We start from the raw sequence: 13527 nt of genomic DNA, 5'->3' as shown, positions 1-13527 counted from the left end.
GGCGAGAGGCCTGGAACGCAACTCCGCAGAGCCGCCGTCTTCGTTTTATTGCAAAAAGGGTGAGCTGCCGAGGGCTCTTCATAAAAATTAACAACCCCGGGCCGCGTTCGTACTGTATGACGGCCGCGCCATCACAACGTTCATGGGCCCAGGCAAGCGCCGCTTAATGAGCTTTAACCGGCCTTAACTGGCCACTCCGCCCCTCCCTGCGAAAGATAGCGATACGTCTTGACCAGCGAGAAACCCCATGCCGAACCAGAGTATCGAGCGACCCACCAGGCCCGCCGAGCCCCGCAAGCTTTCCGGCCGGCAGGAAGAACACGCATTGAAACTCATCCTCTCGCACCTGGAGAGTGGCATCACCGTCACTTGGCTGGCGGACGCCTGCGCACTGTCCAGAAGCGATTTCTCGCGCAAGTTCAAGGTCAGCACCGGCCACTCGCCGCAGGAGTGGGTTAGGCTGCAGCGGGTGGAAAAGGCCAAGCGCCTGCTGACCGAAGCCGATCGGCCGCTGGCGGAAATCGGGCTGGAATGCGGCTTCTACGACCAGGCGCATTTTTGCCGCGTGTTCAACCGGCTGACGGGCATTTCTCCCAAAGGCTGGATACACCATGCACGGGCCTGCTCCCCCGACGCCGCTTGATAGCCGCGCCATCGGGCGATAGGCGAAGGACTGCCGGCAACGCTCGCCCACATCAGCGGTGACGGGACAATTCCCGATACCCGCTGCGCGAAAATTACCTGGAACCTGCTCGACCGGGCCCTGCGTCACGCCGCCGGGCTGGCGTGGTCAGGCCAGCCGCCGGAGTGCCCTTCGAGCGCATAGGCGCGAACCGTATGGAGCATCCGGTAGCGCACGCCGTACTCCCCCTCCTCCACCAGCAGCAACGACTTGTCGACCAACTGGCAGAGCGCCGCCAGGATGCGTTCGCGGCACAGGCGGGTGTCCACCAACGCGCTCACGGCCGCTTCCGCGGTGAAGCTGCCACCCAGTCGCGCGAGCAGGCGCAGGCAATCCTGTTCCGTGTCGCTGAGCAGGTCAAAGCTCCAGTCATATATGGCGCCTAGGCTGCGTTGCCGCGCAGGGGCGGTGCGGCGGCCGGGCATATGCAGAAGGAAGCCGCTGTCGAGCAACTTCGGCAGCCCGGCCAGGCCCAGGGTATCGATCTGCCGGGCGGCCATCTCGATGGCCAGCGGGATGCCGTCCAGACGCCGGCAGACTTCGACTATCGCGCGCACCTGGACCGGGTTCAGCCCCAGGCGGCCATGCACATCGCGCGCGCGCTGCACGAAGAGTTGCACGGCCGAACAGCACATCGCCCCCATCAGCGACACCTCGTCGTCGGCGGGCACTTCCAGCGGCGGCAGTCGCAGTACGTGTTCACCCTCGGCGCGCAGCGGTTCGCGGCTGGTGGCCAGCACGCCGAGTGCCGGGTACTGGCGCAATAACCGCTCGACCTGCTGGGCGCAGGCGCAGGCCAGGTGCTCGCAGTTGTCCAACACCAGCAGCCACCGCCCCTCGCCGGCCACGTCGAGTTCGGTGGCGAGCAAGCGGGCCAGCGCCTCTGGAGTGGCAACCGGCGACAGGTCGAGGAACAGGATTCCGGCGTACTGCGATTGCAGTGACTCGCAGGCCTGGATCGCCAGCGAGGTCTTGCCTATTCCGCCCGGCCCCACCAGGGTCAGCAGGCGGGTGCCCGGCATCTGTTCAATCAGGTGCTGGGCCAGGCGCATGCGTCCCACCAGCCCCACCAGCAGCACAGGCAGATTGCCGACAGGCGCGACCCGGCTCGGCTGCGCCTGCAGCGTCTCCACCACGCCGACGAAGCCGTAACCACGCAGCGGCACGTTGGCGATGTAGCGTTCGCCCGTGTGGCCCTCGCCCAGGGCGCGACGCAGCGCGGCGATGTGCACCCGCAGGTTGATTTCCTCGACCACGGTGGAGCCCCAGACGCGGGCGATGATGGTCTCCTTGGCGATGATCTCGCCGGGCTGCGCCACCAGTACCAGGAGGATGTCCAGGGCGCGGCTGCCGATGCGCACCGGGCGGTCGCCCTGCAGCAGCTGACGTTTGTAGGGGTGCAGTTGGAAGCGGCCGAACTGTAAGACCGTTTCTGTGCCGATCTGCGTAGTTGCGCTCATGTCATCTCGCGCCTGACTGCACGGACCCCTCTAGTACGAGGTGTCCGGGCAAGTCGGGGTGGCGGCTCCTGTCTGTCGATGGCTCTATTTTCCGTTCTCCCGATGACGGTGCAATTCGGCCAGGGGGAAGGAGACGGCCAAGAAGGCTACATCGGACGGTCAAGCAGCGCCAAACTGCTGGCGATACTGGCTGGGCGTCATGCCGATGCGCTCACTGAACGCCGCGCGCAGATGCCGGGCGCTGCCGAATCCGCTGCGGCAGGCCACCACCTTCAATGGCAGGTCGGTCCTTTCCAGCAATCGCCGCGCGTGCTCGATGCGGGCATTCTGCAGGTACTGCATGGGCGTCATCTTCACTTCGCGCTGGAAGGCGCGGGAGAAGTTGCGGGGGCTCATCGCCGCCAGCTCGGCCATGCGCTTGATGGTATACGCCTCCTCGATGTGATCGGCCACGTAGGCCTGCACCCGCGCGATCGCCGAGCCATCGCGCATCACCGTGGCCAGCAGCGGTGCAAAGGGCGTCTGGCCGCCCTGGCGCTTCATCACCACCAGCAGCACCTTGGCCACCTCCAGCGCCAGTTCCTTGCCATGGTCCTCGCCGAGCACCGCCAGGGCCATGTCGATGCCGGCGGTGATGCCGCCGGTGGTGACCAGGTTGCGATCCACCACGTAGATCCGCTCGGCTTCCACCTGCGCACAGGGGAAGCGCTGCGCCAGGCGTTCCTGGTAGTTCCAGTGGGTGGTGCAACGGTAGCCGTCGAGCAGGCCGGCATCGCCCAACAGGAAAGCACCCGTGCAGATCGCCCCGTGGCGCCGCGCGCGCCCCGCCGCCTTTGGCAGCCAGGCACTCAGTGCCGGTTGCGGGGAGTTGTAGGCACCGGGGCCGCCGGGCACAAGCAGCAGGTCGACCTCAGCGTGCAGCTCATCCAGGGGCAGGTCGGCGAGCATCCTCACACCGCAGGAGCTGCGAACCGGCTCGCGGCTCTCGGCGACGGTCAACAGGCGGTATTGACGTTCCGGTGCGAGGAAGCGATTGGCGATGGAAAACACCTCCATCGGCCCCGAAACATCGAGCATCAGCACATCGCTGTAAAGCACCATCACCACTGTTTTCATCGCACTACCGTCCAATTCCAACCACCCTTACACCATCACAAGATCGCAGCGCCGAATGGCTGTTCTGCGTAACAAGCTACACAAAACAGCCATCTTACCTGCGATGCACACAACGCGTCTGTGCCGAGCACATCAGTCCAATAATCCCTCCGCCTCTCCGGTGATAGTGACCCCATCGCGCCGGCCACCGGCCGGCGCGCCCTTCTGCGCCAGCCGGCGCGCCACCGTCCCAGGAGACCTACCCATGGCTATCGCTTCCGCCGTTCCCGGCAAGACCCTGCTCAGCCCCATCGACCACACGCTGATCATGATCGACCACCAGTCGCAGATGTCCTTCGCGACCAAGTCCATCGACGCGGTGACCCTGCGCAACAACGCCGCCCTGGTATCCAAGGCGGCGAAGGAATTCGGCGTTTCCACCATCCTCACCACCGTCGCCGAGAAGAGCTTCTCCGGCCCGATCTTCGACGAGATCAAGTCGGTCTTCCCCGGGCACAACATCATCGACCGCACCAGCATGAACACCTGGGAAGACCCGCGCATCGCCGTGGAGGTGAACAAGTTCGGCAAGCAGAAGATCGTCCTCGCCGGCCTCTGGACTTCCGTGTGCATCGTCGGCCCGGCGCTGTCGGCCCTTGACCAGGGCTTCGAGGTCTACGTGATCGCCGACGCCTGTGGCGACGTGTCCACCGAGGCCCACGAGATGGCCATGCAACGCATGATCCAACTCGGCGCCCGCCCGATGACCTCCCTGCAATACCTGCTCGAACTGCAACGCGACTGGGCTCGCGGCGAAACCTACGACCAGACCGTGAAGACCTCCATCGAGCACGGCGGCGCCTATGGCCTGGGCCTGATCTACGCCAAGACCATGTTCAACGCCAGCGAAGGCCACTGAGCCCACGCGAGGGAGCGGCGCTGCCGCTCCCTTCCCTCTTTTTCGTGGTAGCCCCCATGTCCCCGAAGGCCCGTATCCATACCGGGGCGCTGCCGTTCCTGCGCGCTGCCGCCGCCCTGCTTCCCTGCACCCTGGCACTCCCCTGCCCCCATGCCCACGCCGCCGACTGGTCACTGCTGTCGCGCAACTACCTGCTGGACAACGACTTCCGCAGCCCCGGCCCGAATGGCCAGAGCCTGCGCCGCGAGTGGGCGCAGGGCTTCATCGGCAACTTCAGCAGCGACCTGACGCCGGGCACCCTCGGCCTGGGCGTCGACCTGCACGGTTTCCTCGGCCTCAAACTCGACGGTGGACGCGGCCACGCCGGCACCGGTCTGCTGCCGTTGGACAGCGACGGCAGCAGCGAAAGCGACTATTCCGATGGCGGCGGCGCCCTGCGTCTGGCGCACGAACACACCACCCTCGCCTGGGGCGAGATGGACGTGGCAACCCCGGTGTTCGACACCGGCGACAAGCGCCTGCAACCCGAATACGCCACCGGCTGGCTCCTCGACGACAAGTCTCAGCCGGGCCTGCGCCTGCAGGCTGGTCGCTTCACCGCATTCAAGAACCAGGACTCCAGCTCCGCTCATGGAGAGTTCGAAGGCTACGGCGCGAGCACCCGCTTCGGCGGCCTGAGCCTGGCCGGTGCGACCTGGAGCGACGCGGGGGAAAACTGGGGCGGCGCCCTCTATGCCAGCCAGCTGGACGAGACCTGGCGCCAGGCCTATGCCAACCTCAATAGCCATTTCGGCCGCTGGTCGGTGGACGCCAACCTGTACAAGACCCGCGACACCGGCGGCGCCCGCGCCGGCGCGATCGACACCCTGGCCTGGAGCCTGCTGGGCAAGGTCACCCTGGGCAGCCACGCGCTGAGCCTGGCGTACCAGAAGATCGAGGGCGACACGCCCTTCGACTTCGTCGGCGGCGACTCCATCTACCTCGCCAACTCCGTCAAGTACGCCGACTTCAACGGCCCCGGAGAGCATTCATGGCAGGCGCGCTACGACCTCGACCTGGGTGTTTTCGGCGTACCCGGCCTGAACGTCATGACCCGCTACGTACGCGGCAGCGGCATCGACGGCAGCCATGCGCCGGCCGATGGCGCCTATGCCGGGCAGTACGGTTCCGACGGACGCCACTGGGAGCGCGACCTCAACCTGCACTACGTGGTGCAGTCCGGCCCGGCCAAAGACCTGGCGCTGAGCTTCGCGCAGGTCTCGCACCGGGCCAACGAGGCCCAGGGCGGCGCGGATATCGACCGCCTCTATGTGATCGTCGAGTACCCGCTCAAGGGCGTGTTCTGAGTATCAGCAAGGCGCCGCTGGCCCGCCGGGAACTGTAGGAGCGCGCTTGCTCGCGAACCCCCCGGCACCGGCACTATCGGCAAGCTGATTCGCGAGCAAGCTCGCTCCTACGAAAAGCAATACAGCGCTGGGCTCAGGGCAGCGGCGTGCTCATGTATTCGACCATCCGCTCACGCAGCCAGCGCTCGGCCGGGTCGTTGTCGTGGGCCGCCCCCCACACCAGGGAGAGTTCCGCCGGCTTGATTTCCAGTGGCGGATCTTCGGCGCGCAGGCAGCTGTCTTCGACCAGGGCGCAGGCGGCGTAGTCCGGCACGGTGGCGATCATCTCCGTGTTGCGCAGCAGTGCGCGCAGGCTGCCGAACTGCGGCACGGCGAGCACCACGCGGCGACGGCGGCCGATGCGCTCCAGGTCGAGGTCGATGGCGCCGTTGAGGTCGCCGGAGAAGGACACCATCAGGTGCGGCCGCGAGCAATATTCGTCCAGGGTCAGCGGGCCGTCCCGGTCGTCGCCGCGCAATACCTTCACGCCGATATCGCGCAGCTTGCGGCGCTTGGCGTTGGCCGGCAGGTCGGTGGTGTAGCTGACGCCTGTGGTGATCTCGCCGGAGGACAGCAGCGCCGGCATCAGCAGGAAGTTGGCGCGGCGCACCACCACGGTGATGTTCGGCGCCTCCTGCTGCAGGCGCGCGAGCAGCCGGGGGAACAATCCGAATTCCGCGTCGTCCGAGAGCCCCAGGCGGAAGATATTGCAGCTGCTTTGCGGATCGAAGCTCCTGGCGCGGCTGACGGCGGCGGAGATCACGTCCATCGCCGGGCGCAGCTCCTCGAAGATGTGCAGCGCCCGGCTGGTGGGCTCCATGGCGCGGCCGGCGCGCACCAGCAGCGGGTCGTCGAACAGGTCGCGCAGGCGCGCCAGGGCGGCGCTGACGGTGGACTGGGTGATGAACAGCTTTTCGCCGACGCGGGTGAGGTTCCGCTCCAGCATCAGGGATTCGAAGATCACCAGCAGATTCATATCCAGGCGGCGCAGGTCGTTTCGGTTCATGGTTCGTCGCTCGGGGCTGTGGGGTCTGTGACGGTCGCCGCCACAGTCGATCATGAACCGCCGCGTTCTTCTTGTATGGCTGTGCTCAAGGCCACGCCCTGCCGCACGGGAAGGACTCCTTACAAGGCAATCCACTTGCTGCATTGGTTTCATGCCAGGGAAGCAGCGGTGCTGGCCCACCTGGGCCGTGGCATCCTGCTGGTCCTGGTCGCTCGGCACCCGCGGCCGGCGCGCCTGGAGACGTGCGCCGGCTGAAAAAAAGCCCCGCTCGCGGGGCTTTTTTCATGGGGTCGACTCAGAGCGCCATGTCGTTGGCGGCCTTGTCGGCCGGTGCGGCAGCGGCGGGCTGCGCGGCGGGTGCCGGATCGATGGCCGGCGGCGGGTCCAGTTGCAGGACTTCGCTGGTGTAGGCCCACTCCTGCTGGGTCTTCTCCGGGCTGTCGTTCAGCCTGGTGCCGTAGCTCGGGACGATCTGGTGGACCTTGGCCTGCCACTCCGGAGTGGCCAGTTTGTCCTTGAACACCTTCTCCAGCACGCTGAGCATGATCGGCGCGGCGGTGGAGGCGCCTGGCGAGGCGCCCAGCAGGCCGGCGATGCTGCCGTCGGCGGAGGCGACGATCTCGGTGCCGAGTTTCAGCACGCCGCCCTTGTCGGCGTCACGCTTGATGATCTGCACACGCTGGCCGGCCTGCCACAGACGCCAGTCTTCGGCCTTGGCTTCGGGGAAGTATTCGCGCAGCGCGGCAAGGCGGTCCTCGTCGGAGAGCATCAGCTGGCCGGCGAGGTATTCCACCAGCGGGTACTCGTCGATGCCCACTCGGGTCATCGGCCAGACGTTGTGCACGTTGGTGCTGGCCAGCAGGTCCAGGTAGGAGCCTTCCTTCAGGAACTTGGTGGAGAAGGTGGCGAACGGCCCGAACAGGATCACGCGCTTGCCGTCGAGCACGCGGGTATCCAGGTGCGGCACAGACATGGGCGGTGCGCCGACCGACGCCTTGCCGTAAGCCTTGGCCAGGTGCTGCTGGGCGACGGTCGGATTCTCGGTGACCAGGAACGAGCCGCCCACCGGGAAGCCGGCGTAGTCCTTGGCCTCTTCGATGCCGGACTTCTGCAGCAGGCGCAGCGCGCCGCCGCCGGCACCGATGAAGACGAACCTGGCGTCGGTCTCGGTAACGCTGCCGTCCTTCAGGTTCTTGTACTCGACGCGCCAGGTGCCGTCGTCGTTGCGGGTGATGTTCTCCACCTCGCTGGACAGCTTCATCGCGAAGTTGGGCTTGCTCTGCAGGTAGCCGGCGAACTGGCGGGTGATCTCGCCGAAGTTGACGTCGGTGCCCAGCGGCGACCAGGTGGCGGCGACCTTCTGCGCGGGGTCGCGGCCCTGCATCATCAGCGGCACCCACTTGGCGATCTGCGCCGGGTCCTCGGAGTACTGCATGCCACGGAACAGCGGGCTCGCCTGCAGCGCTTCATGGCGCTTCTTCAGGAAGGCGACGTTGTCGTCGCCCCAGACGAAGCTCATGTGCGGCGTAGAGTTGATGAAGGAACGGGGGTTCTTCAGCACGCCGTTTTTCACCTGCCAGGCCCAGAACTGGCGGGAAATCTGGAAGGATTCGTTGATCTCGATGGCCTTGGCGATGCTGACCTTGCCGTCCTTGTCTTCCGGCGTGTAGTTCAGCTCGGCCAGCGCGGAGTGGCCGGTGCCGGCGTTGTTCCAGCCGTTGGAGCTTTCCAGGGCGACGCCGTCCAGGCGCTCGACCATCTCCATCGACCAGCCCGGCTCCAGCTCGTTAAGCCAGACGCCCAGGGTGGTGCTCATGATGCCGCCGCCAATCAGCAGCACATCGACCTTCTTGGATTCGGCCGCGAAGGCCGGCGCGCAATTCACTGCCAGGGCGAGGCCCAGCAGTGCCCCGCTCACTTTCTTGATCATTCGATGAATCTCGTCGTTAGGGCTTGGCCTGTCCCACCGGCGTCATGCAGCGTGAAGGCCCTGGGCTCGTGGGAAGCCAGGGCGACAGTACGACGGGATGGAATCAGGGCTCAGTTCCCTGCTCCGCTGGTTCTGGGACCGGTTCGATGGAGTGGGAGACACGTCCTGCGCAGAGAGACACGCAAAGCCTTCGGCTTTGGCTTTTGTTGTGGGAGGGATGCATGGTCTGCTGAAACGTTTGCGCATTCTATAGAAACGATGCGGCTTCACCAACCGTTGCGGTCAACTATCGGCCGTGCGGGACGAACGGGCGTTCGCTCCGACTCCACCGCATAACCATATGCAAATTGGTTCCTTCATCTCTCGCGGTTATTCGATCTATAGTCACCCAACTCGTCATAACAAGTTATGAGCTATGGCCGAACTATTCCCACTCTCCCCCGTTCCGCTCTACAGCCAGCTCAAGGAGCTGCTGCGTACCCGCATCCTCGATGGCACCTACCCGCCGCTCAGCCGGATGCCTTCCGAGGCCGAGCTGGGCAAGGCCTTCGACGTCAGCCGCATCACCGTGCGCCAGGCGCTGGGCGACCTGCAGAAGGAAGGGCTGATCTTCAAGATCCACGGCAAGGGCACCTTCGTCGCCAAGCCCAAGGCCTTCCAGAACGTCAGCACCCTGCAGGGCCTTGGCGAATCCATGAGCCAGCACGGCTACGAGGTGATCAACCGCCTGCGCAGCTTCAAGACAGTGCCGGCAAACGCCCAGGTCGCCGCGCGCCTGCAGGTGGCCGAGGGCGAGAACGTGGTGCAGATCAAGCGTGCCCGCCTGGTCAACCGCGAGCTGGTGTCGCTGGAAATCACCTGGCTGCCCGAAGCGGTCGGCTTACGCCTGGAAAAGGCCGACCTGGTCAGCCGCGACATCTTTCTGATCCTGGAGAACGACTGCGCCCTGCCCCTGGGCCACGCCGATCTCGCCATCGACGCCATCCTCGCCGACGCCGAACTGGCCGGCGCCCTGGAGGTGGAAGAAGGCTCGCCGGTGATGCGCATCGAGCGCCTGACCCACACCGCCGACGGCGCGCCGCTGGACTACGAACACCTCTATTACCGCGGCGATGCCTTCCAGTACCGCCTGCGTATCGACCGTCACAAGGGACAGCATCAATGAGCCAGTTCGACCTCTCCCAGGTTCCCGAGGACAGGGAACTCGCCTACGACATCGTGGTGATCGGCGGCGGCACCGCAGGCCCGATGGCCGCGATCAAGGCCAAGGAAGCCAACCGCGAGCTGCGCGTGCTGCTGGTGGACAAGGCCAACGTCAAGCGCAGCGGCGCCATCAGCATGGGCATGGACGGCCTGAACAACGCCATCATTCCCGGCCACGCCACACCCGAGCAGTACACCAAGGAAATCACCGTCGCCAACGACGGCATCGTCAACCAGGCGGCGGTCTACGCCTACGCCACCCACAGCTTCGAGACCCTGCAGCAGCTGGACCGCTGGGGCGTGAAGTTCGAGAAGGACGAAGTCGGCGACTACGCGGTGAAGAAGGTCCACCACATGGGCGCCTACGTGCTGCCCATGCCCGAAGGCCACGACATCAAGAAGGTGCTGTACCGCCAGCTCAAGCGCGCTCGCATCGAGATCACCAACCGCCTGGTGGCCACCCGCCTGCTCACCGACGCGGACGGCGCGGTCAACGGCCTGCTCGGCTTCGACTGCCGCACCGCGCAGTTCCAGGTGATCCGCGCCAAGGCCGTGGTCCTCGCCTGCGGTGCCGCCGGGCGCCTGGGCCTGCCCTCTTCCGGCTACCTGATGGGCACCTACGAGAACCCCACCAATGCCGGCGACGGCTACGCCATGGCGTACCACGCGGGCGCGGAACTCTCGAACCTGGAGTGCTTCCAGATCAACCCGCTGATCAAGGACTACAACGGCCCGGCCTGCGCCTACGTCACCGGCCCGCTGGGCGGCTACACCGCCAACAGCAAGGGCGAGCGCTTCATCGAGTGCGACTACTGGAGCGGCCAGATGATGTGGGAGTTCCACCAGGAGCTCGAAGGCGGCAATGGCCCGGTATTCCTCAAGCTGGACCACCTGGCCGAGGAAACCATCCACACCATCGAGGAAATCCTCCACAGCAACGAGCGCCCCAGCCGTGGTCAGTTCCACGCCAATCGCGGCACCGACTACCGCCAGCAGATGGTGGAAATGCACATCTCCGAGATCGGCTTCTGCTCCGGCCATTCGGCCTCGGGGGTCTGGGTCAACGAGAAGGCCGAGACCAGCGTGAAGGGACTGTACTCGGCCGGCGACATGGCCGCCGTGCCGCACAACTACATGCTCGGCGCCTTCACCTACGGCTGGTTCGCCGGGGCCAACGCTGCGCAGTACGTGGCCGGCCGCGAGTTCAGCGAGGTCGATGCCGCCCAGGTGGAGCGCGAGCGCGAGCGCGTCTTCGCCCCGCTCAAGCGCGAGCATGGCCTGCCGCCGGCGCAGGTCGAGTACAAGCTGCGGCGGATGGTCAACGACTACCTGCAGCCGCCCAAGGTGACGAAGAAGATGGAGATCGGTCTGCAGCGCTTCGCCGAGATCGCCCGCGACCTCGACCAGCTCAAGGCCAACAACCCCCACGAGCTGATGCGCGCCATGGAAGTCAGCGTGATCCGCGACTGCGCCGAAATGGCCGCGCGCGCCTCGCTGTTCCGCACCGAGAGCCGCTGGGGCCTGTACCACCACCGCGTGGACTATCCGCTGCGCAACGACGCCGAGTGGTTCTGCCATGCCCATCTGAAGAAGGGCGAGGACGGCGAGATGACCAGCTTCAAGAAACACATCGAGCCCTATGTGATCGCGCTGGATCAGGACGAGCAGCAGGCCTATGAGCGGCTGCGGGTTAAGAGCGAGGCGGCTTGATCTTTTCCCGTTGAAGAGCCCCTCACCCCAGCCCTCTCCCAAGGGGAGAGGGAGCCGTTCGGCGTGTTTGGCAACAACGGAGTCAACCGGTGTGCACTGGGTTCCTACCCGCTCAGGACAGTCCCCTCTCCCTCTGGGAGAGGGTTAGGGTGAGGGAAGGCCCGAGCACCATAAGCATCCCAGGAACACCGAACAGAACCACCAGACCACCGGCACCAAGACCGGCAAGCAACACAATGAGGACCGCGTGCAATGGCCTACCAACCCCAGGAAATCTTCTTCCGCTCCAGCGCCCCGGTGACGGTGGACGAGGACAAGTGCATCGCCGACAAGGGCTGCACCGTCTGCGTCGAGGTCTGCCCGATGGACCTGCTGGCGATCAACCCCGCCACCCAGAAGGCCTACATGGCCTTCGACGAATGCTGGTACTGCATGCCCTGCGAGAAGGACTGCCCGACCGGTGCGGTGAAGGTCGAGATCCCCTACCTGCTGCGCTGAACCGAACCTGTAGGAGCGAGCTTGCTCGCGAACCAACACCTGCAGCGGGGCTGTTCGCGAGCAAGAGCTGGGCGCCCCCCCCTCGCTCCTACGAAGAGCCCGAAGACCCCATAAGAAACGCCATCCGGCCACACCGCCGGACGCCTGACACACCGCCCCTCGTTTCCCACCGCACGGCCTGCGGCGGAGACGATTCCAACACTCATGATTCGAGGGGAACACCCATGACCTTGCGCACCACCCTGGCTGGCCTTGCGCTCGCCATCGCCAGCATCACCGCCCACGGCGAAACCATCCGCGTCGCCATCGGCACCCAGGACACCACCATCAACTGCGCCGCCGGCGGCCTCTTGATCCGTGAACTCGGCCTGCTCGACAAGCACCTGCCCCACGACGGCGCTTACAAGGATGCGCAGTACGACATCCAGTGGAAGAACTTCACCAGCGGCGCGCCGCTGACCAACGAGATGCTCGCCGGCAAGCTCGACTTCGGCGCCATGGCCGACTTCCCCGGCTCGCTCAACGGCGTCGCCCACGAGGCCGCCGGCAAGCGCAGCCTGTTCATCAGCGTGCTCTCGGGCAGTATCGAAGGCAGCGGCAACGGCATCGTCGTACCCGCATCCTCCAAGGTGCAATCGCTGGCCGAACTCAAGGGCCAGACCATCTCCGTGCCCTTCGCCTCCACCGCCCACGGCCTGCTGCTGCGCGCCATCGCCGCGCAAGGCTGGGACCCGGAGAAAGACGTCACCATCATCGCGCAGCCGCCGGAAGTCGCCGGCTCCGCCCTGCAGGCCAACAAGATCGCCGCCCACGCCGACTTCGTGCCCTTCGCCGAACTGTTCGAAAGCCGTGGCATCGCCCGCAAGATCTACGACGGCTCGCAAGCCAAGGCACCGACCTTCCACGGTGCGCTGGTGGAAGCCGACTACGCGCAGAAGCATCCGGAAATCGTCGAGGCCTACCTGCGCGCCACCTACGAGGCCAACCAGCTGCTGGCGAAAGACCCGGAGAAGTACAGCGAGCTGATCGAGAAGGTCGCCGGCATTCCCGCCGAGGTGAACTACCTGTTCCACGGCCCGCTCGGCCTGCAGACCCGCGACCTGACCTGGAAGCCGGAATACCGCCAGGCCGTGGCCACCGCCATCGACACCCTGAAGCTGCTGAAAAAAGCCGACCGCGGGCTGAACGTCGAGCAGTTCGTCGATGACCGCTACCTCCGTGCCGCCTTCAAGGCGTCCGGCGCCGACTACGAGCAGGCGCTGAAGAACTACGCGCAGCAGCCGCTGCTGGGCAATGACGCGCTGACCAACAAGCCGATCAGCGATACCCGCAAGGTTGCGCAGATCTGGGTGCGTGGCGAGCCGAAAGTGCGCAGCTACGCGTCCGCCAAGGAAGCGCTGGGCCAGCTCGCCGAACTCAAGCAACAGGGCAAGGACATCCGCGCGGTATACGCCCAGGCCAGCGACAGCGGCATCAAGCTGCTCGCCGGTCAGGCCTGGTTCGTCCGAGGCAAGGACGGCGCGCTGGATGCCTTCCTGCTGCGCGAGCAGGCCGACGCTTTCGCCCGCCAGCACGGCGGTGAAGTCGCTGATTTCGCCGGTGCCAGCCAGCAGGCGGTCGCCAGCCGCTGAGGTGAAGT

The 13527-nt window shown here is 65.8% G+C and carries 11 protein-coding genes; 7 read left to right on the top strand and 4 right to left on the bottom strand.

All coding sequences use genetic code 11. The annotated features are described in order from the left end of the window. Positions 1-247: 247 nt before the first annotated feature. On the top strand, positions 248-643 hold the full coding sequence (locus tag ACNFBT_RS23290; RefSeq protein WP_416753098.1) for a helix-turn-helix domain-containing protein: 396 nt from the start codon (positions 248-250) through the stop codon (positions 641-643). Positions 644-768: 125 nt separating this feature from the next. On the opposite strand, the gene ACNFBT_RS23285 is transcribed toward ACNFBT_RS23290, so the two are convergent. Continuing rightward, the gene (locus ACNFBT_RS23285) at positions 769-2142 is read right to left on the bottom strand and encodes an ATP-binding protein (protein ID WP_416753097.1); all 1374 of its coding nucleotides are present in this window, start codon (positions 2140-2142) and stop codon (positions 769-771) included. 159 nt (positions 2143-2301) lie between these two features. Next, positions 2302-3258, bottom strand: a complete 957-nt coding sequence (locus tag ACNFBT_RS23280) for a GlxA family transcriptional regulator (RefSeq protein WP_416753096.1) — start codon at positions 3256-3258, stop codon at positions 2302-2304. Between the two features lie 244 nt (positions 3259-3502). On the opposite strand from ACNFBT_RS23280, the gene ACNFBT_RS23275 reads away from it, so the two are divergent. After that, on the top strand, positions 3503-4156 hold the full coding sequence (locus tag ACNFBT_RS23275; RefSeq protein WP_416753095.1) for a hydrolase: 654 nt from the start codon (positions 3503-3505) through the stop codon (positions 4154-4156). 56 nt (positions 4157-4212) lie between these two features. Beyond that, positions 4213-5502, top strand: coding sequence for an OprD family porin (locus tag ACNFBT_RS23270; protein ID WP_416753094.1), 1290 nt, complete (start codon positions 4213-4215; stop codon positions 5500-5502). Positions 5503-5635: 133 nt separating this feature from the next. Here the strand turns inward: ACNFBT_RS23270 and ACNFBT_RS23265 are convergent, their stop codons facing one another. Continuing rightward, complete coding sequence (locus tag ACNFBT_RS23265) at positions 5636-6547, bottom strand: LysR substrate-binding domain-containing protein (protein WP_416753093.1); 912 nt, start codon at positions 6545-6547, stop codon at positions 5636-5638. 295 nt (positions 6548-6842) lie between these two features. After that, entirely contained in the window at positions 6843-8477 is a 1635-nt protein-coding gene (mqo, locus tag ACNFBT_RS23260) for a malate dehydrogenase (quinone) (protein WP_416753092.1), read from the bottom strand. A 415-nt stretch (positions 8478-8892) separates the two neighbouring features. Here mqo and ACNFBT_RS23255 point away from each other — a divergent pair, with 415 nt between their 5' ends. The 4 genes from ACNFBT_RS23255 (at position 8893) to ACNFBT_RS23240 (ending at position 13519) form a co-directional block, all read left to right on the top strand. Beyond that, entirely contained in the window at positions 8893-9642 is a 750-nt protein-coding gene (locus ACNFBT_RS23255) for a GntR family transcriptional regulator (protein WP_416753091.1), read from the top strand. Continuing rightward, positions 9639-11390 carry a fumarate reductase/succinate dehydrogenase flavoprotein subunit gene (locus ACNFBT_RS23250; RefSeq protein WP_416753090.1) on the top strand — a complete coding sequence of 584 codons (1752 nt, stop codon included), beginning with the start codon at positions 9639-9641 and terminating at the stop codon, positions 11388-11390. The genes ACNFBT_RS23255 and ACNFBT_RS23250 overlap by 4 nt, the downstream gene beginning before the upstream one ends. A gap of 252 nt (positions 11391-11642) precedes the next feature. Then, positions 11643-11888, top strand: a complete 246-nt coding sequence (locus ACNFBT_RS23245; protein WP_081517023.1) for a 4Fe-4S dicluster domain-containing protein — start codon at positions 11643-11645, stop codon at positions 11886-11888. Positions 11889-12112: 224 nt separating this feature from the next. Beyond that, positions 12113-13519, top strand: coding sequence for an ABC transporter substrate-binding protein (locus tag ACNFBT_RS23240; protein ID WP_416753089.1), 1407 nt, complete (start codon positions 12113-12115; stop codon positions 13517-13519). The last annotated feature ends 8 nt before the right edge of the window (positions 13520-13527 follow it).

The organism is Pseudomonas sp. NY15181 (genome assembly GCF_048068055.1).
Classification (GTDB): Bacteria; Pseudomonadota; Gammaproteobacteria; order Pseudomonadales; family Pseudomonadaceae; genus Pseudomonas.
Note: the sequence above shows the minus strand (reverse complement) of the source record. Positions and strands in the feature narration are given on the sequence as shown.

Bases quoted from the DNA above. Each gene is read 5' to 3' on its own strand.
- ACNFBT_RS23270 (WP_416753094.1), top strand. From the start codon at position 4,213: ATGTCCCCGAAGGCCCGTATCCATACCGGGGCGCTGCCGTTCCTGCGC.
- ACNFBT_RS23265 (WP_416753093.1), bottom strand. From the start codon at position 6,547: ATGAACCGAAACGACCTGCGCCGCCTGGATATGAATCTGCTGGTGATC.
- ACNFBT_RS23245 (WP_081517023.1), top strand. From the start codon at position 11,643: ATGGCCTACCAACCCCAGGAAATCTTCTTCCGCTCCAGCGCCCCGGTG.
- ACNFBT_RS23240 (WP_416753089.1), top strand. From the start codon at position 12,113: ATGACCTTGCGCACCACCCTGGCTGGCCTTGCGCTCGCCATCGCCAGC.
- ACNFBT_RS23280 (WP_416753096.1), bottom strand. From the start codon at position 3,258: ATGAAAACAGTGGTGATGGTGCTTTACAGCGATGTGCTGATGCTCGAT.
- mqo (WP_416753092.1), bottom strand. From the start codon at position 8,477: ATGATCAAGAAAGTGAGCGGGGCACTGCTGGGCCTCGCCCTGGCAGTG.
- ACNFBT_RS23255 (WP_416753091.1), top strand. From the start codon at position 8,893: ATGGCCGAACTATTCCCACTCTCCCCCGTTCCGCTCTACAGCCAGCTC.
- ACNFBT_RS23290 (WP_416753098.1), top strand. From the start codon at position 248: ATGCCGAACCAGAGTATCGAGCGACCCACCAGGCCCGCCGAGCCCCGC.
- ACNFBT_RS23275 (WP_416753095.1), top strand. From the start codon at position 3,503: ATGGCTATCGCTTCCGCCGTTCCCGGCAAGACCCTGCTCAGCCCCATC.
- ACNFBT_RS23250 (WP_416753090.1), top strand. From the start codon at position 9,639: ATGAGCCAGTTCGACCTCTCCCAGGTTCCCGAGGACAGGGAACTCGCC.
- ACNFBT_RS23285 (WP_416753097.1), bottom strand. From the start codon at position 2,142: ATGAGCGCAACTACGCAGATCGGCACAGAAACGGTCTTACAGTTCGGC.